We start from the raw sequence: 19,458 nt of genomic DNA on the forward strand, positions 1-19,458 counted from the left end.
TTCAACAGTGTCAGAGTCGGTGTCGTTTCAGCACGACTGGCGGTGGCTCAGTACTTGGCGGGCAGCTGAATGCGCCCCTCGACCATGCGAGGAACGCCCCACTCATTGGCGTCGCGCAGCGCCTCAGGCAGGAGAGCGTCTGGCACGTCCTGGTAGGCGACGGGGCGCAGGAACCGTTCGATGGCGAGCGCCCCGACCGACGTCGAGCGCGCATCCGACGTCGCCGGGTACGGCCCGCCGTGCACCATCGAGTAGCCGACCTCGACGCCGGTGGGCCAACCGTTGAAGAGGATGCGCCCGACCTTGCGCTCGAGCACGGGCAGGAGGGCTCGGGCCTCGTCGGCGTCAGCGTCGGCCGCGAGGACCGTTGCCGTCAGCTGCCCCTCGAGCTGCTCCGCGAACTCGCGAAGCTGCTCGGTGCCGTCGTAGCGCAGGACAAGCCCGGCGGCGCCGAAGATCTCCCCCTCGAGCGCTTCGCCGAAGGCCTCGACGGCATCGCTGAACACGATCGGCGCCGGGGCGTTCGCCGCAGTGTCGGCCTGCCCACGCGCGACGACCGTCGCACCGGAGGCCTCGCGTTCGGCGACCCCTTCGCGGTAGGCGTCGCCGATGCCGGACGTGAGCATGGTCTGGCCGTTCGCCGCGGCGATGCGAGTGCCCACCTCGACGAGGAAGGCATCTCCCGACTCACCGCTCGGCACGAGGACGACCCCGGGGTTGGTGCAGAACTGGCCGGAGCCCAGCGTGAGCGAGCCGACGTAGTCGGCTGCGACCTTCGCGGGGTCGGCGGCGAGTGCCGCCGAAAGGACGAACACGGGGTTGACGCTGCTCATCTCGGCGTAGACCGGGATCGGCTCCGCTCGCTGCTGGGCGACGCGCACGAGGGCGAGCCCGCCGGAACGTGAGCCGGTGAAGCCCACCGCCTTGATGCGCGGGTCGGCCACGAGGCCCTGCCCGATGACCCGCCCGGAGCCGTACAGCTGCGAGAAGACGCCGCTCGGCAGGCCGGAGGCCTCGACGGCGCGCGCGATCGCGTGGCCGACGAGCGCCGCCGTGCCCAGGTGGCCGCTGTGCGCCTTCACCACGACGGGACTGCCCGACGCGAGCACGGAGGCCGTGTCGCCGCCCGCCGTCGAGAACGCGAGCGGGAAGTTGCTCGCGCCGAAGACGGCGACGGGGCCGAGCGGGATCTTCCGCTGGCGGATGTCGGCGCGCGGGAGGGGCGCCCTGTCCGGCAGCGCCTCGTCGACGCGGGCCCCATGCCAGCTGCCCTCCGCCACGACCTTGGCGAAGAGGCGCAGCTGCCCGGTCGTGCGCCCGACCTCGCCGGTCAGCCGCGCGACCGGGAGCCCGGTCTCCTCGTGGGCGCGGGCGATGATCTCGTCCTTGTCGGCCTCGATCTCCGCCGCGATCCGCTCCAGGAAGGCCGCCCGATCAGCCGGTGACGTCGAGCGGTACTCGTCGAACGCCTCGTGCGCCGCCTGAACGGCGGCCTCGAGCTCCTCGCTCGTGTTGCTGCGGAAGGTCGGCGCGAGCACCGCCCCGTCCGCGGCGCGACGAGCAACGAGCTCGTCGCCGCCCCCGAGTTCGCTGCTTCCGGCGATGAGCGAATGTGGTGCCAGCGTCATTGCGTGCCTTTCTTCGTGCGTTGGAGCGAGCCTCGTGCGTTGGAGCGAGGCCCGTGCGTTGGAGCGAGCCTCATGCGTTGGAGCGAGCCTCGCGCTGTGGTGAGTCCTCCTTCGAGGCTATGGCCGACCACCGACAGTGGCGCTTCAGAATCTGCATGACCCGATGCCGATTCGACATGCACGCAGCACGCGCCTCCCTCCTCTCACGGGGCAGGTCCTTTCCTGGCGCGGGGCGGGTTCGGGCGTGAACCGCTCAGCGGCCGCCCTCGTCCTCGCCCTCGTCCTCGTCCTCGTCCTCGTTCCCGACTTCCCCCGCCGAGCCGGCCTCGTACTCCCCCAGGTCGCCCGCGTCCCGGTCCCACGCGTCGAGCACGGGACCCACGATGCGCCAGAGCTCCTCGGCGACATCCCCACGCACGGAGAGCAGCGTGCTGCCGCCGAGCATGCCGGCGATCACCCTCGCGTAGGGGTCAGCGCTGTTGTCGTCGGCGGGGGCGTCGAGCGGGATGCGCGTCGGCTCCGCTCCCGGATCGGCGGGCGTCAGGACGATCTCCTGCCTCGCAGCCCCGATGGCCTTCCCGGAGCGCAGAAGGAACGGGATGCCCCGCCACCTCGGCGTCTCGACCCGCAGCGTGATCTCCGCGAGCGTCTCGGTGCCGCGCTCGGGTTCCACGTCCTCTTCGTCGACGTACGCCGGGAGCTGCTTGCCGCCGACCTCGCCCGCCGTGTAGCGCGCCCGGCGTGCAGAGACCGGCTCGTCGTCCCACACGCTCACGTTGCGGAGCACGTCGATCATGGCGTCGTCGAGCGTGCCGGCCGGCTCGCCGGGGTGCGCCGCATCGCGCGCGCTCTCCTGGTCGCCCGGCCGTTCCATGGCCGTGAGCGCGAGCATGAGCATGAGGTGGCTCTGCAGCATGTCGCGCAGCGCACCGGTCTCGTCGTAGAAGGCGCCGCGTCCCTCGATGCCGAGCTCCTCCTCGAAGACGATCTCGACCCGCCCGAGGGGGCCGCCCTCGCTCGCCTCGACGAGGGGGACGCCGCTCGCGTCGACGACCTCGCGTGAGCGCATCAGCTCGACGGCGGCCGGCGTGCCCAGGAAGTGGTCGATGCGCCACAGTCGCTCGTCGGGCACGACTTTGGCGAGGGCCTCGTTGAGTTCCCGCGCATCGGCCTCGCTTTCACCGAAGGGCTTCTCGATCGCGATCCGCAGCTCTCCCGGCAGCTCGAGCTCGGCAAGCGCCGCAGCAACCTTCTTGCCCATGGCGGGCGGCAGGGCGATGTAGAGCAGCGGCGCGGTCGGGCACGCATCGAGCAGCTCCCGCAGCTCCTCGGGCGACGATGCGTCGGTCGCCACAAACTCGGACCTCGCCACGAGCCCATCGATGGTCGCGGCGGACACGCTGGCGGCCTCGAGGCTGCGGCGGACGACGCCCCGCCACTCGTCGCGGGACTGCGGCGTGCGGGCAGCCCCGATGAGGTGCACCTCGACCTCCGGGCTCGCGTCGACGACCTTCGCGATGCCGGGCAGCAGCAGGCGCTCCGTCAGGTCGCCGCCCGCGCCGAGGATGGCGATCGTGCGTCTGACCGGGCCGCCGATGGCGATCTCCGGAATCTCGGGCGTCTCGGTGCTCGTGTCCATGCGGCCTCGCAATGCTGGTCTTGGGATACTGGTCTCGGGATGCCGGCCCCTGTGGGGCTCGTTCCGGCGCGAGACTACGCGCTCGTGCCCGGGAATCCTCCGGAGTCGCCCGACCTCGACGGCTGCTCCGGTTTCGGCAACTGCTCCGGTTTTGGCAACGGCTCTGGCTCCGGGGCTGAGACCGACAACGGCACCGGCCCCGGGGCAAGCACCGGCACGATGCCGTACTCGAACTCGCCGAGGTAGCGGAACACGTCCCCGAGCACCGGCGCCCGCAGGCGCACGTCGACGCACTGGCGCCCGTCGCCGTCCGGATGCGCGCGCTCGTCGAGCGTCATGGTCACGATGCGCGGCAGCGGGATGCGCAGGTGCCGGATGGGTGACGCGGCGTCCGCCCCGGGCACTCCGCGCACCCCGTGAACCCGGCGCACCCCGGGCACCCCGCGCGTCGGCAGGTGCGGCATGCGGAGCCTGAGCGCGAGCCTCGTCGATCGCATCCGCAGACCGCCGTCTTCGACGGACAGCTCGAGCTCGACCTCGAGCCCGCGACGCCTGCCGAGCCGGTCGACGAGGCGCGGCCGCGCTCCCGGGCTGCGGATGACGCTCATGGTGTCCTCCATCACTCGGGTCACGTGGGAGAACTCGAACTCCCGTCGCGCGGAGAGCGCCTCGGGCCCATCCGGCCGGTTGACGACCGTGAACGGCACGTCGCGGCCGCGCTCGGGGAAGAGGATGTGACGCCACGCGAGCCAGGCAAGCACCGGGCGCAGCAGCCGGTAGCGGGAACCGGCCCAGGCGTAGATGCCTCGCCCGCGGCCCTCATGCCCGGCCGGGATCGGCCCGAAGTAGCGCTGGAGCTGGGCGTCAAGGCGCGCGAAGTCGTCACCGAGCACCGCCTCGGAGACGGACAGCGACCCCACGGCCCGCGGCTCGTCGCCAGGCCCGACCCCGGCCCCGAGGCCGGGCTCGGGCTTGGGCTTGGGTAAGCCAGCGCGGTCCATCTCGCGGTCCAGCCCGCGCTTCATCCCACGCTCCACCGCGCCCTCTCCCCCGGCCATCAGGCCCTCACGTCGGAGGCCAGCGCGAGGAGCTCGCGCAGCGGGGCCCGCACGACGGGGATCCGCGTGAGCGGCAGCGTCATCCGCAGCAGGTTGAGCGCGCGGTCCAGGATGCGGCTCGTGCGCTCGCGCCCGGGCGAGGAGTCGTAGACCCAGAGCAGCGCGAGCAGCAGGTGGCTCAGCACGAGCGCCTGCGGCAGGCCAGCCCTGAACTCGTCGGGAAGCGGCGACTTCGCCCCCTCGACGGCGCTCTCGAAGAGCCCCCGGATCACCGCGAGCGCTGGCGCGGACTCCTCGGAGAGCGGGTTGATGGGCGAGCGCGGCGACACCGAGGCCGCGAGGAACTCCGGGGCGTGCGAATGGTAGGGCTCGAGCTGCTCGAGTCCGGTGCGGTAGACGACGGCGAGGCGATCGACGAGGTCGCGCACCCCGTCGAGCTGTGGTTCGGCTGCGGCAGCGTGCCCGAGCTGGACGTCGAGGTACAGCTCCTGCACGAGGTGGTTCTTGGTGGCGAAGTGGTAGTTGGTGGTGCCGACCGATACCCCGGCCTCGTCGGCGATGCGCCGCACCGTCGTGGCGTCGTACCCGCGCTCGCGGAAGGACCGGAGCGCGATGTCGCGGATGAGGGCGCGGGTCCGCTCGCGCTTCGTGGGTGCCGCTCCCGGTTCGATCATGTCGCCACTCTCAGAACTGAACATGTTCAGAAAGTACTACACTCGGCCACATGGAACCGAAGAACCACGCCGAGCAGTCCCCCGCCACCAGCCGACGCCGCGTCGTCATCGCCGGGGCAAGCGGGTTCGTGGGCCGAGCCCTCGCCGCCGATTTCGAGCGCGACGGCTGGGAGATCACGCGCATCGGCAGACACGAGTCGGTGCGCTGGGGCGACCCCGCGGCGATCCAGCGGGCCATCGACGGCGCCGAGGTGCTCATCAACCTCGCCGGCAAGTCCGTGAACTGCCGCTACACCGACGCCAACAGGAACGAGATCCTGCGCTCGCGGGTCGAGACGACGAGCGCACTGCGGGTCGCCGTCGAGACCGCGGCCGCCCCTCCGCGCGTCTGGTTCAACGCGTCGACGGCCACCATCTACCGCCATGCCACCGACCGGCCGAACACGGAGTCGACGGGCGAGCTGGGGCAGGGCTTCTCCGTCGACGTCGCCCGCAGCTGGGAGCACGCGTTCTTCGAGGGCGAGCTGCCCGGCACCCGTCGGGTCGCGCTCCGCATGGCGATCGTGCTCGGCGACGGCCCCGCCGCGAGCAAGCTCTTCACGCTTGCCCGCATCGGCCTCGGCGGGCCCAACATCGACGGCTGGGCGCCGAACCACCGTCGCTACCGGGGCATCGGCAGCGCGCCGAGCGGCGACGGACGCGCCCCGCAGTACCGCACGCGAGGCCGCCAGAAGTTCAGCTGGGTGCATGTCGACGATGTCGTCGGGGCCGTCCGCTTCCTCATCGACCGAGCGGAGCTCGACGGCGTCGTGAACGTGTCCAGCCCGAACCCGAGCGACAACCGCACCCTCATGGCCGGCATCCGCCGCGCCGTGCGGGCCCCCTTCGGCATGCCGTCCTGGCGGTGGATGCTCGAGCCCGCGATGGCCGTGCTGCGCACCGAGCCCGAGCTCATCCTAAAGAGCCGGTGGGTGCTGCCCGAGCGCCTCACGGCGGCCGGCTACCACTTTGTGCACCCCGAACTCAACCCCACGCTGCGGGAGGTCGCCCGGGAGCTAGGCTGAGCCGCACCCCCACCCCCACCCACCTCGGCAGGTTCGGAGAACGCTCCCCTCGATGACGCACGCCACCGCACGCCTCGCGCACCTCGCGGAGTTCTTCGCACCCGAGAACGGCCCCGTTGCCGGGGACGACCGCCCCGTCGGGCTCGCCATCGGCAACTGCCAGGCAGAATCGCTCCGTCTCGCGCTCGGCGACGACGTCCGCTTCGTGCGCACTCCGCCGGTGCACGAGCTCGAGGCCACTGACCTCCCGTACCTCGAGGCCTGGCTCGGCCGCGCGAGCTTCCTCGTCTCCCAGCCCGTGCGCGACGACTACCGCGGGCTGCCCGTCGGCACGCGGCAGCTCGCAGCACAGCTGCCGAGCGACGCGCGCGTGGCCCTGTTCCCCGTCATCCGGTTCGCTGGCCTCTACCCCTTCCAGGCGATCATCCGCCCACCGTCCGACACCTCGCTGGTGCCACCCCTCGTGCCGTACCACGACCTCCGCATCCTGGCCGAGGCGGCGGGGGTGGATGCGCTCCCCGTGTCCGCCTCGCGGAACGCGGTCGCGGCCGTCGCCGCCGAGTCGATCGCCCAGCTGCGCACCCGCGAGGAGCACCACGGCACCGTGACGGTCTCCGAGCTCTTCCGGCACCCCACGTTCGCGCAGGCGCGCACGATCAACCACCCCGGCAACCCCATCTGGCTCGAGACCGCGAGCCGCGTGCGCGATCGCATCGGCCTCCCGGAGGTGGCCATCAGCCTCGACCGCGAGATCCTGAACTCCATCCACGCACCCCGCGAGCAGTCCGTCATCGACGCGTGGGGGCTCGAGGACGTCGCGACCGAGTCGTGGACCGTCGAAGGCAAGGCCATCCCGGCCGACCGCATTCGCGACGCCCACCTCGCCTGGTATCGGCAGCACCCGGACGCCGTCGCGGCGGGGCTCGCCAGGCACGGGGCGACGATGGAAGCGCTGAGGGCCGCGTGAGCACCACGCCCCTGCTCCTGCACCGCGACGACGAGACCCACGGCGTCGACCAATACGCGCGCGCCGTCGCGACAGCCGTCGCGAAGCTCGACTCCGCCGTCACGTACCGCAGTGCGCACGGGCTCGACTCCTCGCAGCTCGCGCACGTCCACTTCACCGACCGCCTCTGGGGCAGCACCCCCGAACGCGCCGCCGAGCGGTTCGAGCGCCTCGCCGCGCGCGGACCCGTGAGCGTCACCCTCCACGACGTTCCCCAGCCCTCCGACGGTGAACGCGGCTTCCCCCGTCGCACCGACTGCTACCGCAGGGTCGTGGCGGCCGCGGCCGGCACCGTCTGCAACAGCGCCCACGAGCAGCGACTCCTCGAGCTCGCCCTCGGCCGCCGCGTGGAGGTGCACGTCGTGCCGCTCCCGGCGCAGCCACCGCAGCCCCGCCCCGCCGACTGGCAGCCGAGCGACGAGATCGCCGTGCTCGGCTTCTACTACCCGGGCAAGGGGCACCTCGAGGTCGTCGAGGCCGTCGCCACCATCCCGGCCTCCGATCGTCCGCGCGTCGTGGCCCTCGGATGCGCGTCCGCCGGGCACGAGCAGGAGCTCGTCGACCTCGGCAGGTACGCGGCCGAGCTGGGCGTCGAGTTCACGAGCACCGGGTTCCTCTCCCCCGAGGATCGCCTCGCGCGCAGCCGGGCCGTCGCCGTGCCGATCATCGCGCACCAGCACGTGTCGGCCTCCGGCTCCCTCACCGACTGGCTGTCCGCAGGCCGCAGGCCGCTCACGGTCGACTCCGACTACTTCCGCGAGATGGACACCATCCGCCCGAAGACCATGCTGCTCGTCCGGGATGGCCAGCTCGCCGAGGCGCTGCGAGGTGCGCTTCGCGAGCCCGAGTCGACGTGGCTCGACGAGACCACGTCGACCTCCCCGAGCATCGAGGAGATCGCCCGCGCCTACCTCAGCTGGTGGGCGGCGCTGTGAGCGCAAGCGCATCCGAGCTGCCCCCGTTCGGCCGCTCGGTGCCCGGCAACCGCTGGGACCTCGCCCTCGCTGACGCTGGCTCCAGCAATGACGGTGGCGGTGGCACTGGCGCTGGCGCTGGCGCTGGCGCTGATGCACGTGCCGGGAACCCCGAACCGCGAAGCGTCTCGGTCATCGTCGTGCACTTCGAGCAGCAGTCGGAGCTCGACCGCACCCTCGCCGCCCTCGCGCGGCAGACGCATCCGGCCGAGCTGCTCGAGGTCATCGTCGTCGATGACGGGTCGCGAGCGGCGCCACGTGTGCCACCGGAGGTGCGCCTCCTCGTCCAAGAAGACCTCGGCTTCCGGGCCGGTGCCGCGAGGAACCTCGGCGCGCGCGCCGCGACGGGCGACGTGCTGTGCTTCCTCGACGCCGACACTGCACCCGAGCCCGAGTACGTGTCGCGGATGGCGGCACTTCCGTGCCTCCTCCCGGAGGCGGTCGTCGCGGGGCACCGCAAGCACGCGGACTTCGCCGGCATCGACACAGACGCTGCGGTCGAGGTCGCCGGGCCCGAGCGCGAACTCGAGGAACCCGCCTGGCTCGCCGACGCCTACCGTGATTCGCGCAGGCTGCTCGATGCCGACGACCGCTCCTACCGGTTCGTCATCGGCGCCGTCTTCTCCTGCACCCGCTGGTTCTTCGACCAGACGGGTGGCTTCGACGAGGACTTCCTCGGCTACGGCGGCGAAGACTGGGAGTGGGCCCACCGAGCCTGGCTCGCCGGGGCGGTGCTCGCCTATGAGCCGGCCGCCGTGGCGTGGCACGACGGCCCGGACTGGGCGGGAAGGACCGCCGCCGACGCAGATAGCCAGGTGCACAAGAACGACGAGACCCTGCTGCTCTCGCGGAAGATCGGCGTCGACGGCTCTCGACCCCGCGCACTCCGCACGGCGGCCCCCGACGTCATCGCCGTACTGGCCGCTGCGCCGAGCGCGGGCGCCGCCTTCGTCTGCGTGGACAGCCTCCTCGAGCACCTCCCCCACGCGAGCGTCGTCGTCCCGGACGAGCACCACCGGGTCTTCGGTTCGGACACGAGGGTGGTCCCAGCCTCGCGCGCCCTCCCTCGCGGGCGAGTCCGCATCGAGATCGACGCCGCCGTGCGCTTCGATCGACCCGAGGCAGATACCCTGCAGCGCGCCGTGTCCGAGGTCGGCATCTCCGACCTCGGGGCGGTCCGCCTCGGCGAGCACGTCGTCGTGAGGTCGGAGCGCGCGCTCCGTCGCACCGAGCGCTGGGGTGCGGCCGCCGCGTGGCGCACCGAGCAGCGGCCCGACGCCACGGTCCGGGCCCTGCCCGGCGACGTCAGCGTCGCCGCCCATCTCGGCGGATGGCTCTCCCTCGACTGAACGCCCCGCACGTGGATGCCGCACCGGTGAACGCCGCGCACGTGAATGCCGCACACGAGAATGCCGCACACGAGCGACATGGGCGCGGAATGCTCGAAACTAGGGAAAAATAGCAAGGTCGCACTAACCCGAGGCGTCTCGCGGCTCAATTCCCGCACATCCGAAGCACGTCGACCGCACCAAGCAGGAGGCCACCGCGTGGCAGCAGCGCAGACGACCGGGCCGAGGCGCCTCATCGTGCAGACCGCGATGAGCGTCAAGCGCTGGCTCGCCCCGGCGACGGCCCTCTTCGTGTCGCACCAGCTCTGCGAGGTGGCGGTGCCGGTCGTGGTGGGCCTCGTCATCGACCGAGGCATCGTCGACCGGGACGTACCCCAGCTCGCGGTGTGGGTCGCGGTGCTCATCGCCGTCTTCGTGCTGCTGGCCTGGTCGTACCGGACCGGCGTCTACTTCCTCGTGAACGGCATCCAGCGAGCACACCACGAGCTGCGGATGCGGGTGAGCGAGCGGAGCCTCGACCCCCGCGGATTCGGCGACCGGCAGCGGCCCACGGGTGAGCTGCTCGGCGTCGGCGGGTCCGACGTGCAGCGGGTCGCGTTCGGGGGTCTCCTCTTCGTGCACCCCGTCGCCGAGCTCGCCGCCGTCATCGCCGCCGGCGCCGTGCTCATCAGCATCGCCTGGCCGCTCGGGGTCGCCGTGATCGTCGGCGGCCCCCTCTTCCTCCTGCTGCTCGACCGCTTCGGCAGGCACCTGCGCGCGCGGGCCGAAGACCAGCAGCGGCTCACCGCCGACTCCGCGTCGCTCGCCGCCAACGCCATCGCGGGGTTCCGCACCCTCACAGCGCTCGGGGCAACGGGCCGCGCCGCCCGCAGCTATGCGGAGGCGAGCCAGCGGGCGCGCGTCGCGGCGATCGCGACGAGGCGAGCCGAGGCGTGGTTCGTGGGCGTCTCGAGCACCGCGACGGGGATCTTCGTCGTCGCGATCGGCCTCATCGCCGCGGCCCTCGCCGCCCAGGGCAGCATCACGGTCGGGCAGCTCATCACCGTCGTCGGCGTCGTCCAGGTCGTCATGGGCCCCATGGAAGCGCTCGCCGTCAACGTGGGCGCCGTGTGGGCGCGAGCCGGCGCCTCCGCGAAGCGCGTGCTCTCCCTGCTCCAGGCCCCCTACGCGCGGGAGCCGCGCGAAGGCGACGGACCAGCCGTCGACCCGAGTGCGGAGACCTCGGGCGGCGCGTCGGCCCACGAACGCCCGACCGCAGCGCGCCCGGTCCGTGTGGGCCTGACCCCGGCACTCGCGGTCTCCGGCCTCACCGGCGCGCACCTCCGCGAGGTGAGCTTCACGGTCGAGCGGGGCGAGATCATCGGCGTCGTCGCCGACGCCCACGACGCCGCCGAGCTCGTCGGACTGCTCGGCGGGCGCATCCACCCGCCCCTCGGCACCATCACGGTCGACGGGCTCCCGCTCGCGGAAGTCGACGCCGAACGCCTCCACGAGCTCGTGACCGCGGCGCCCCACGCCGCCCACACCGTTCCGGGCACCGTCGCGGCGAACGTCGTCGGCGTGACCGGGGTCGCCGGCGCGCGACGATCGCCCGACGACGCGCTCGCGGCCGCCGCCTTCGAGGACGTGCTCGAGCAGCTGCCGAACGGCATCCGCACCCCACTCGGCGGTGCGGGGCGCACCCTCTCCGGCGGCCAGCGCCAGCGGCTCGCCCTCGCCAGGGCCCTCGCCGCCCCGGCCCCCGTCCTCGTGCTGCACGAGCCGACCGGATCCATCGACGCCGTCACCGAGCAGCACATCGGCGAGCGGATGCGCACGGCAACGGCCCAGCGCGCGACCGTCGTGGTCTGCTCCAACCCGCAGCTCCTCGTCAGGGCCGACCGCGTGCTCGTGCTCCGCGACGGCAGCATCGCGGCAGAGGGAACCCACGACGAACTGATGTCGACGGACCCCCGCTACGCGGAGGCGGTCGCATGACGGGCGTGCACTCGTCGGCCAAGCCCACGACGCTGCCGATCGCGAGCGGCAAGCGCACAGCCAGGCTCGCCTGGCATCTGCTCACCCTTCGCCCGTGGATGCTCGTGCTCTCGATCGCCCTGCTCGGGGCCGCCGCGTGCGCAGCGCTGCTCGTGCCCACGGGGCTGGGGCGTCTCGTCGACGCCGTCACGGGCGCCGACCACAGCCTCCTCGACGTCGCGCTCCTGCTCATCGCCGGGATCGCGGGCAGCGCGGCCCTCGGCGCCCTCGGCTCGATGGCGCTCGCCGCGGTCCTGGAGACGGCGCTCGCCCGCCTCCGCGAGGACTTCGTCTCCGCCGCGCTCTCCCTGCCGCCCGTCCTCGTCGACGAGATCGCCGACGGCGAGCTCGTCTCCCGGGCCACCGACGACGTCGACACCGTCGGCGAGGTGACCACGGGCGCCGTGCCTGCCGTCGTCTCGGCGGGCCTCGCGGTCATCGCGACGGGCATCGGCCTCGCCGTCCTCAACCCCCTGTTCCTGCTCGCCATGCTCACCGTCGTGCCCGTGCACGCCTTCGCCTTGTGGCGCTACCTGCGGAAGGCGCCACGCCTCTACGCCGCCGAGCGGGTCGCCGTCGCGGCGCGCTCCCGCGAGATGGTCTCCGCCATCCAGGCCCTCCCCACCGTGCACGCCTTCGGGTGGGGCAAGGCCATCACCGAGCGCATCCGCACGCGCTCCTGGAACGTGCTGCGCTGGTCGCTGCGCACCCGCATCGTGCAGAGCCGCTTCGGGTTCCGCATGAACATGGCCGAGGCCGTCGGCCTGGCATCGGTCCTCCTCGTCGGCGCCTGGCTCGCCTTCAGCGGTTCGGCGACGATCGGCGAGGTCACGACCGCAGCGCTCCTCTTCCAAGCCCTCTTCGGGCCCTTCATCGCGCTGCTCATGCTCGTCGACGACCTGCAGTCGGCGGGCGCCTCGCTCGCCCGCGTCGCCGGCGTCATCCAGCTCGCTCCGGCACGGGCCGGGCTCTCCGCGCCCGCCTCCGCGGCAGGCGCCGCGATCGCGGCCGCCGTCGCCGTCGCCGGGGAGCCAGCCACCCCCGACGTGGAGCTGCGCGGTGTCGTCGCCGCATACCCTGGCCGCCCGGCGGTCCTCTGGATCGACGAGCTGCGCATCCCGGCAGGCCAGCGCGTGGCGATCGTCGGCTCGTCCGGCGCAGGCAAGAGCACCCTCGCGCGCGTGCTGATGGGGCTCCTCGACGTGCGCGAAGGGCGCGTCGACGTCGCCGGGCTCGACCCGGCGCTCATGGAGGAGAACGAGCGGGCGCGACGGGTCGTGATGGTGAGCCAGGACGTGCACGTCTTCTCGGGAACCCTCCGCCACAACCTCCTCATGGCGCGCGAGAACGCAAGTGACTCGGAGCTGCACGAAGCCCTCGAATCGGTCGCGGGGCCACGATGGCGGCACACGTTCGCCGACGGCCTCGAGACGCTCATCGGCGAGGGCAACGCCGAGCTCACGGCCACGGATGCGCACCGGCTCGCCCTCGCTCGTGCGCTCGTGACCCGCGCCTCCATCGTCATCCTCGACGAGGCGACGGCCGACGCCGACACGACCGACGCACGCGCCCTCGAGGCCGCGGCACGGCGAGCCCTCGCGGGGCGGACGGTCGTCACCGTCGCCCACCACCTGACGCAGGCGAGCAGCGCCGAACGGGTGCTCGTCATGGAGCACGGCCGCATCGTGGAGGACGGAACGCACGACGAGCTGCTCGATTCCGAGGGCCCCTACCGTGAGCTGTGGGCCGCCTGGTCGTCGCACCGATCCCGCGCGCCCCGCGAGCAGCGGCAGCGGGCCGAGCCCAGCGGCACGACCGACACCGAGAGGCAGCGACCATGAGTGAAGCGCTTGACCGGGTCGAGATCCAGGAGCTCCTGCATCGCTACAGCCTCGCCGTCGACGACCGGAGATGGGACCTGTGGGAGACGCTCTTCACCGGCGACGCCGTCATCGACTTCCGGGGCTCCTTCTGGGCGGAGAACCCCCAGGGTTGGGGCCTCCATTCCCCCGCCGAGCTCAGGCAGATCCTCACCGACTCCTCCGGGCCCGACCGGATCACGGGGCAGCACCTCGTGCTCAACTCCATCATCGACCTGGGCGACGACACGGCCACGGCGCACAGCGAGTTCCTCGCCATCACCGTCCGCCGCACCGGAGATCCCGCCACCTGGCACGGCGGCGTCGCCGCGAAGGTCTCCACGGGCGGAAGCTATGACGACGAGTTCGTGCGCGAGGGAAGCCGGTGGCGCATCCGCCGACGCGCCTCAGGCATCCGCTGGCAGAGCACCGAGCAGATCACCCTCCCGGAGAACCGACGCTGACGGGTGCGCCGCACCGAACGGCCTCAGCCCCATGAGCCTGGCCCGCTACGCTCGAGGGCATGAGCGCCCCCGAACGCAAGACCCTCCGCGAACGCTGGACCTCCGCGGAGCTCTCGTCGCTGCGCACCCAGCTCTCGCGCCTCTCGAGCGTCGTGCCCGGCCCGCATCGGCTCACCCCCAGCTGGCATGATGCGTCCGCCGGAACCACAGACCTCCGCGAGCTGCAGGCCGGCAGTCTCGGCATCGCCATCGCGCACCTCGAGCTCTCGAACGTCGACGCCAGCGGACTCGTCGGCGGACTCAGCATCAGCAACAGCACCCTCACGCACTGCCACTTCGATGGCGCCAAGCTGACGGCGCACACCCGACTCGAGGGGTCACTGCGGGCCTGCGCCTTCACGGGCGCGAGCATCCCGCAGGCCTCCATCGGGCCGGAGGTCTCCGACTGCACGTTCCGCGACGCGAAGCTGCGACGCCTCCGCGCCGTCCCCGGCACGGTCTTCTCGAACTGCGCCTTCGATGGCGCCGAGCTCTCCGGCGCCGAGTTCACGAACACGCGGTTCATCGACTGCAGCTTCACCGGAGCCAAGTTCAACGCAGCCACGACGTTCCGCGGATGCACGTTCGTCGGCGAGGCACCGAAGTTCGGCAAAGCGAACGAGAGCGGCACGACGATCAAGAGCGGCACGACGATCGAGCCGCTCGCCGGCTGACCCCGGCGACCACGCCGGGCAGGCACGCCCGGCCAGGGCTGGGGAGCTCTGAGTCATAGCAAAGTCATACAGACGGGCTCGGGCTGAAGAGCAGTTCACCCTCCGGGCTTCCCATCATGCAAGCAAACGCGGCCCCGCAGACGAGCGTCGGTGAAGCTCGCGTCGCGGACGAGCTGGAACACCCGGGGCGCACCCGGACAGCTCGGCGTCGCCCTCGACCCGCGCTTCTCAGGTTCCCGCTTGCCTCGCTTCCTAGCGTCGACCGCATGTCAACCTCAGCGAATGCCGCTCTGCTCATCCTCCGTATCGCGCTCGGCGCGACCATGCTGCTCCACGGAGTCCAGAAGCTCACGACCACGGGAATCGGCGGGGTCCAGGAGATGCTCGGTGGCCTCGGCGTCCCGCTCGCCGACGTGGCCGGCGTCGCCCTCCCCTTCGTGGAGATCGGTGCGGGGGCGCTGCTCATCGCGGGCCTCTTCACTCGCGTCGCCGCAGCCCTGCTCGCGATCGTCTCACTCGGTGCCATGTTCACGGTGCACTTCACGGCCGGCTTCTTCGCGCAGGACGGCGGCTACGAGTTCGTGCTCGTCCTGGCACTCCTCGGCATCGCGCTTGTCCTCACGGGAGGCGGACGGTGGGCCGTCGACGCCCTCCTGCGTCGACCGCGCAGCGCTCGCACCGCCAGCGCTGAGCGCCACGCAGTCGCCCAGACGGCGTAATAGCTAGCATGGCTAGCAAAAATCTGGCGGGTCGATAGCCCCCGAAGCCGAAGACACGATACGGTCCAATCCACCGGCTTCCCCTGCTCCGAATCCTTCGTACACGGGCGAGACAGCCCGGCGCGCGAAAGGCGGCTGCAGTGCTGGAATCCTCGACTCCCCTCCTCGTGGGCCCCGACGTCATCGGAGCCCCCGGCGGGTACCGCAACGTCACCGATCTGCTCGCCCGACGTGCCGAGATCGCCCCGGACCACGCGGCATTCGAGGTGCCGAGTGACCCCACCGATCCGAGTGCTCCGTGGCGCAACGTATCGACGAGCGAGTTCACGGAGACCGTGCGAGCCGTCGCCAAGGGGCTGCTCGCCATCGGCGTGCGCCCCGGCGACGCGATCGCCATCATGGCGCCCACCCGCTACGAGTGGGCCGTCGCAGACCTCGCGGTGTGGTTCGCCGGCGGCGTCGTCGTGCCGATCTACGAGACCTCGGCACCCACCCAGGTCTCGGCCATCATCCACGACGCCAAGGTGGTGCTCGCGGTCGGCGGCAGCGCCCACCACGTGGGACTGCTCACGACGCCACTCGATGCGCGCGGATCCGACGCGCTCGGCGTCTGGTCGATGGATGCGGCCGACGGCCCCGGCGAGCATCGCGACCTCGAGCGCCTCGCCGCCCTCGGGCTCGGCGTCGCCGACGAGGCCCTCGAGGAGCGCCGCCTGCTCGCCACCCCCGACTCCCCCGCGACGATCGTCTACACCTCCGGCACCACGGGAGAGCCCAAGGGGGCCGTGCTCACGCACGAGAACTTCCTCGGCCAGGTCCTCAACATCGCAGCTGCCTACGGCGAGGTCGTGCATCCCGCGGGCAACACCATCATCTTCCTGCCCCTCGCCCACGTGCTCGCCCGCGGACTGCAGCTCATCTGCCTCGCGAGCGGCATGCGCATCGCCCACCTCGCCGACCCGACCGCCGTCGTCGGCACCCTCGGGCAGCTGAAGCCGACGTTCCTCGTCGTCGTGCCCCGCGTCCTGCAGAAGATCCAGGCCGCAGCCGGTGCCAAGGCCGCCGCGAGCGGGCTCGCCAAGGTCTGGGCGTCGGCGCAGAGCACCGCCGTCCAGTGGGGTGAGTTCCTCGAGACGAGAGCTCCGGCCGCACGCGCCCCTCTTGGCCTGCGCATCCGGCACCGCCTCTTCGACTCGGTCTTCTACCGCCGACTGCGGCAGGTCATGGGCGGCCGCGTCACCCACATCCTCTCCGGAGGCGCCACCCTCGACGCCGAGCTCTCCCTCTTCTTCGGCGGCATCGGCGTGCCCGTCATCGAGGGCTACGGCCTCACCGAGACGACGGCGCCCCTGACCGGCAACCTCCCGAGCGACATCCGCTCGGGAACGGTGGGTCGGCCGCTGCCCGGCTCCACGGTCCGCATCAGCGACGACGGGGAGATCCTGGCCCGCGGTATCGGCGTCTTCAGCGGCTACCGCAACCCCGAGCACAACCAGGACGCGTTCGTCGACGGCTTCTTCCGCACCGGCGACCTCGGCCGCCTCGACGAGCAGGGCCGGGTTGTCCTCGAGGGCCGTCTGAAGGACGTCATCGTCACCTCGAACGGCAAGACCATCGTTCCCATGCGGTGGGAGTCCTCCGTCGAGTCGGATTCCCTCGTCTCGCACGCCGTCATGATCGGCGAGGGACGCAACTACCTCTCGGCGCTCATCATCCTCGACCCAGTGGCACTCGCCGAGTTCTCCGCCGAGGTCGCAGCGAGCGCGCACCCGAGGCCAGAGCAGCACGAGCTCCTGACGGTGGTGGATGCGAAGGCGCGCGAGCACGTCCAGCGCGCCGTCGACCGCGCCAACGAGCTCGTCGCCCGCAGCGAGCAGGTGCGACGCTTCACGCTCATCGCGACGGACCTCGACGATCCGACCTTCGTGACGCCGACGCTCAAGCTCAAGCGCGCAGCGGTGCTGCAGCGCAGCACGGACGTCGTCGACGCCCTCTACTCTTCCTGATCACCACTCTTCCTGATCACCCCATTCCCCCTGGCGCACAGCGCCTCGAGAGGCAGCAGCATGACGAGCGACATCACCCCAGGCGGCACGAGCACCGCGGGAAGCAAGAACCGGGCGACGATCATCACGATCGCCATCGCCGTGCTGATCGGCGCGCTCGTCGCGCTCGCCGGCAGCCAGGGCGGGGCGGAGCTGGCCGGGTTCCCGCTCTACGCGTGGGCCGTCGCGGCCGCGTTCCTCATCCAGGTACTCGTCTACCTGCCCTCGGCGGCGGCGAAGACCGAGCGGTTCTTCGACCTCACGGGAAGCGCGACGTTCATCGTAGTCACCATCGGCCTGCTCATCGCGGCACCGGCACCGGATGCTCGCTCCTGGATCCTCGGAGCCATGGTGATCCTGTGGGCCCTGCGGCTCGGCTCGTTCCTCTTCGCGCGCATCCACCGCTCGGGCTCCGACGATCGCTTCGACGACATCAAGGGCGACAAGCTGCGGTTCCTGCGGGTCTGGATCATGCAGGGCCTCTGGGTGAGCCTCACGGCCGCCGCCGCGTGGATCGCGATCGCCGGGGGCACCGCGGAGCGCGAGCCCATCGGCTGGCTCGGCATCGTCGGCATCGTCATCTGGGTGGCCGGGTTCGTCATCGAGGTCGTCGCCGACCTGCAGAAGAACGCGTTCAAGGCCGACCCGGCGAACAAGGGTCGATTCATCCGCACGGGCCTCTGGTCGCGTTCGCGCCACCCCAACTACTTCGGCGAGATCCTGCTCTGGGTTGGCGTCGCCATCGTCGCCATCCCCGTTCTGGTCGGCTGGCAGTGGATCGCGCTCATCTCGCCGGTCTTCGTCGTGCTGCTGCTTTCGAAGGTCAGCGGAGTGCCGCTGCTCGAAGCCAAGGCCGACAAGAAGTGGGGCGGCGACGCCGACTACGAGGAGTACAAGGCGAAGACGCCCGTGCTCCTGCTGAAGCTCACGCGCCCCTGACCTCGGCCGGGGCGCGTGAGCCCCGAGCTACTGGAAGGCGGGTACGACGTGCTCGATGAACAGCTCGAGCGAGCGCTTCTTCTGCTCGTGGGAGAGGGAGTTGTCGCTCCAGAAGCTGAACTCGTCGACCCCGAGCGACTCGTACTCGCGCAGGCGCGCGATGACCTCGTCCGGCGTGCCGATCATGGCGGTCTTGTGCAGTGACTCGGGCGTGAACTCGGGCCGCTCCGAGAACTTCGCCTCCGGGCTCGGCTCGAGGAACCCGTCGACGGGGTCGGTCGTGTTGCCGAACCAGGCGTCGAAGGTGCGGTAGAACTTGTTGACCCCCTCGGCGGCCGGTCGCCAGCCGTCTGGGTCGCTCTCCTCGTGCACGTAGGTGTGGCGCAGCACCATGATCTCGGGGCGTGCGACCTCGGGATGGTTCGACACCGCCGTCTCGAACTTGGTCACGAGGTCGGCGACCTCCTCGTCGCCCTTCATGAGCGGCGTCACCATGACGTTGCAGCCGTTGGCGACCGCGAAGTCGTGCGTGTCGGGGTCGCGGGCCGCGACCCACATCGGCGGAGTCGGCTGCTGCACGGGCTTCGGGACGCTCGTGGAGACGGGGAACTGCCAGACCTCGCCGTCGTGGGCGTAGTCGCCCTGCCAGAGCTCGCGCACGGCGGGGATCAGCTCGCGCAGGTGCTTGCCGCCCTCCTTGCCTGGCATGCCGCCCGCGAGGCGGTCGAACTCGAACTGGTACGCGCCGCGCGCCAGTCCGACCTCGGCGCGCCCGCCGCTGATGACGTCGAGCAGGGCCGTCTCTCCGGCCACCCGGAGCGGGTTCCAGAAGGGGGCGATGATCGTGCCTGCGCCGAGGCGGATCTTCGTGGTGACCGCGGCGAGGTACGCGAGCTGCGGCATGGGGCTCGGCGAGATCGTGTACTCCATCGAGTGGTGCTCGCCGATCCACACCGTGCTGAAGCCGGCCTTCTCGGCCAGGAGCGTGAGCTCGACGAGCTCGGCGAAGAGCTGCTCGGTGCTGACGGAGTCGTCCCAGCGCTCCATGTGGATGAACAGAGAGAAACGCATTGTCGTGTCCTTTCGAGAGTGGAGGTGCTGCTGCCGTCAGCGGCGGCTGGCGCGTTCCGCGATGGTGGTGTTCCCGCGAGACCAGTGCTCGTGCTCGATCTCGCGGATGACGACCGTGATGTTCTCCGGTGCGGCGCCCACGGTCTCCTCTGCGACGCGGTGCACGCCGTCGATGAGGGCCCTGAGCTGCTCCGGGGTGCGCCCCTTGGCGATGGAGATGTCGATGAGTGGCATGCGGCC

At 71.6% G+C, this 19,458-nt stretch carries 17 protein-coding genes; 11 read left to right on the forward strand and 6 right to left on the reverse strand.

Features of this window, described 5'->3' with window-relative positions:
- Positions 1-47: 47 nt before the first annotated feature.
- The 4 genes from C5E05_RS13715 to C5E05_RS13730 all read right to left on the reverse strand — a co-directional run bounded on the left by C5E05_RS13715 (position 48) and on the right by C5E05_RS13730 (position 4,999).
- Positions 48-1,628, reverse strand: a complete 1,581-nt coding sequence (locus tag C5E05_RS13715) for an aldehyde dehydrogenase (NADP(+)) (RefSeq protein WP_104342218.1) — start codon at positions 1,626-1,628, stop codon at positions 48-50.
- A gap of 253 nt (positions 1,629-1,881) precedes the next feature.
- On the reverse strand, positions 1,882-3,267 hold the full coding sequence (locus C5E05_RS13720; RefSeq protein ID WP_104342219.1) for a glucose-6-phosphate dehydrogenase: 1,386 nt from the start codon (positions 3,265-3,267) through the stop codon (positions 1,882-1,884).
- Between the two features lie 74 nt (positions 3,268-3,341).
- Complete coding sequence (locus C5E05_RS13725) at positions 3,342-4,292, reverse strand: DUF4166 domain-containing protein (protein ID WP_181059596.1); 951 nt, start codon at positions 4,290-4,292, stop codon at positions 3,342-3,344.
- Between the two features lie 32 nt (positions 4,293-4,324).
- On the reverse strand, positions 4,325-4,999 hold the full coding sequence (locus C5E05_RS13730) for a TetR/AcrR family transcriptional regulator (RefSeq protein WP_258064874.1): 675 nt from the start codon (positions 4,997-4,999) through the stop codon (positions 4,325-4,327).
- A gap of 50 nt (positions 5,000-5,049) precedes the next feature.
- On the opposite strand from C5E05_RS13730, the gene C5E05_RS13735 reads away from it, so the two are divergent.
- From C5E05_RS13735 to C5E05_RS13780, 11 genes are all read left to right on the forward strand, one after another.
- Positions 5,050-6,063, forward strand: coding sequence for an epimerase (locus C5E05_RS13735; protein WP_104342222.1), 1,014 nt, complete (start codon positions 5,050-5,052; stop codon positions 6,061-6,063).
- 52 nt (positions 6,064-6,115) lie between these two features.
- Positions 6,116-7,030, forward strand: a complete 915-nt coding sequence (locus tag C5E05_RS13740) for a WcbI family polysaccharide biosynthesis putative acetyltransferase (RefSeq protein ID WP_104342223.1) — start codon at positions 6,116-6,118, stop codon at positions 7,028-7,030.
- Positions 7,027-8,004, forward strand: coding sequence for a hypothetical protein (locus tag C5E05_RS20215; protein WP_181059598.1), 978 nt, complete (start codon positions 7,027-7,029; stop codon positions 8,002-8,004). The genes C5E05_RS13740 and C5E05_RS20215 overlap by 4 nt, the downstream gene beginning before the upstream one ends.
- Positions 8,001-9,392, forward strand: coding sequence for a glycosyltransferase (locus C5E05_RS13745; RefSeq protein ID WP_181059600.1), 1,392 nt, complete (start codon positions 8,001-8,003; stop codon positions 9,390-9,392). Before C5E05_RS20215 ends, C5E05_RS13745 begins: the two co-directional genes overlap by 4 nt.
- A gap of 198 nt (positions 9,393-9,590) precedes the next feature.
- Positions 9,591-11,369: an ABC transporter ATP-binding protein gene (locus C5E05_RS13750; protein WP_181059602.1), complete on the forward strand. Its 1,779-nt coding sequence runs from the start codon at positions 9,591-9,593 to the stop codon at positions 11,367-11,369.
- On the forward strand, positions 11,366-13,249 hold the full coding sequence (locus C5E05_RS13755; RefSeq protein WP_104342226.1) for an ABC transporter ATP-binding protein: 1,884 nt from the start codon (positions 11,366-11,368) through the stop codon (positions 13,247-13,249). The genes C5E05_RS13750 and C5E05_RS13755 overlap by 4 nt, the downstream gene beginning before the upstream one ends.
- Positions 13,246-13,731: a nuclear transport factor 2 family protein gene (locus C5E05_RS13760; RefSeq protein WP_104342227.1), complete on the forward strand. Its 486-nt coding sequence runs from the start codon at positions 13,246-13,248 to the stop codon at positions 13,729-13,731. Before C5E05_RS13755 ends, C5E05_RS13760 begins: the two co-directional genes overlap by 4 nt.
- A 59-nt stretch (positions 13,732-13,790) precedes the next feature.
- Positions 13,791-14,444: a pentapeptide repeat-containing protein gene (locus C5E05_RS13765; RefSeq protein WP_104342228.1), complete on the forward strand. Its 654-nt coding sequence runs from the start codon at positions 13,791-13,793 to the stop codon at positions 14,442-14,444.
- A 266-nt stretch (positions 14,445-14,710) separates the two neighbouring features.
- The gene (locus tag C5E05_RS13770; protein WP_181059604.1) at positions 14,711-15,163 is read left to right on the forward strand and encodes a DoxX family protein; all 453 of its coding nucleotides are present in this window, start codon (positions 14,711-14,713) and stop codon (positions 15,161-15,163) included.
- A gap of 140 nt (positions 15,164-15,303) precedes the next feature.
- The gene (locus C5E05_RS13775) at positions 15,304-17,169 is read left to right on the forward strand and encodes a long-chain fatty acid--CoA ligase (RefSeq protein ID WP_104299563.1); all 1,866 of its coding nucleotides are present in this window, start codon (positions 15,304-15,306) and stop codon (positions 17,167-17,169) included.
- A gap of 60 nt (positions 17,170-17,229) precedes the next feature.
- Positions 17,230-18,147, forward strand: a complete 918-nt coding sequence (locus C5E05_RS13780) for a DUF1295 domain-containing protein (RefSeq protein WP_104240966.1) — start codon at positions 17,230-17,232, stop codon at positions 18,145-18,147.
- 27 nt (positions 18,148-18,174) lie between these two features.
- On the opposite strand, the gene C5E05_RS13785 is transcribed toward C5E05_RS13780, so the two are convergent.
- A complete protein-coding gene (locus C5E05_RS13785) occupies positions 18,175-19,218 on the reverse strand; it encodes an LLM class flavin-dependent oxidoreductase (RefSeq protein WP_104240965.1) in 1,044 nt (347 codons plus the stop codon).
- Between the two features lie 36 nt (positions 19,219-19,254).
- Complete coding sequence (locus C5E05_RS13790; RefSeq protein ID WP_104299565.1) at positions 19,255-19,452, reverse strand: 2-hydroxymuconate tautomerase; 198 nt, start codon at positions 19,450-19,452, stop codon at positions 19,255-19,257.
- Positions 19,453-19,458 lie beyond the last annotated feature (6 nt).

Origin of the sequence: Pseudoclavibacter sp. AY1H1 (genome assembly GCF_002931055.1) — a bacterium.
Lineage (GTDB): Bacteria > Actinomycetota > Actinomycetes > Actinomycetales > Microbacteriaceae > Pseudoclavibacter.

What these genes read in the sequence shown, in the direction of transcription:
- C5E05_RS13715 (WP_104342218.1), bottom strand. Translation starts at nt 1,628, where the DNA reads ATGACGCTGGCACCACATTCGCTCATCGCCGGAAGCAGCGAACTCGGG.
- C5E05_RS13720 (WP_104342219.1), bottom strand. Translation starts at nt 3,267, where the DNA reads ATGGACACGAGCACCGAGACGCCCGAGATTCCGGAGATCGCCATCGGC.
- C5E05_RS13725 (WP_181059596.1), bottom strand. Translation starts at nt 4,292, where the DNA reads ATGAAGCGCGGGCTGGACCGCGAGATGGACCGCGCTGGCTTACCCAAG.
- C5E05_RS13730 (WP_258064874.1), bottom strand. Translation starts at nt 4,999, where the DNA reads ATGATCGAACCGGGAGCGGCACCCACGAAGCGCGAGCGGACCCGCGCC.
- C5E05_RS13735 (WP_104342222.1), top strand. Translation starts at nt 5,050, where the DNA reads ATGGAACCGAAGAACCACGCCGAGCAGTCCCCCGCCACCAGCCGACGC.
- C5E05_RS13740 (WP_104342223.1), top strand. Translation starts at nt 6,116, where the DNA reads ATGACGCACGCCACCGCACGCCTCGCGCACCTCGCGGAGTTCTTCGCA.
- C5E05_RS13755 (WP_104342226.1), top strand. Translation starts at nt 11,366, where the DNA reads ATGACGGGCGTGCACTCGTCGGCCAAGCCCACGACGCTGCCGATCGCG.
- C5E05_RS13760 (WP_104342227.1), top strand. Translation starts at nt 13,246, where the DNA reads ATGAGTGAAGCGCTTGACCGGGTCGAGATCCAGGAGCTCCTGCATCGC.
- C5E05_RS13765 (WP_104342228.1), top strand. Translation starts at nt 13,791, where the DNA reads ATGAGCGCCCCCGAACGCAAGACCCTCCGCGAACGCTGGACCTCCGCG.
- C5E05_RS13770 (WP_181059604.1), top strand. Translation starts at nt 14,711, where the DNA reads ATGTCAACCTCAGCGAATGCCGCTCTGCTCATCCTCCGTATCGCGCTC.
- C5E05_RS13780 (WP_104240966.1), top strand. Translation starts at nt 17,230, where the DNA reads ATGACGAGCGACATCACCCCAGGCGGCACGAGCACCGCGGGAAGCAAG.
- C5E05_RS13785 (WP_104240965.1), bottom strand. Translation starts at nt 19,218, where the DNA reads ATGCGTTTCTCTCTGTTCATCCACATGGAGCGCTGGGACGACTCCGTC.
- C5E05_RS13790 (WP_104299565.1), bottom strand. Translation starts at nt 19,452, where the DNA reads ATGCCACTCATCGACATCTCCATCGCCAAGGGGCGCACCCCGGAGCAG.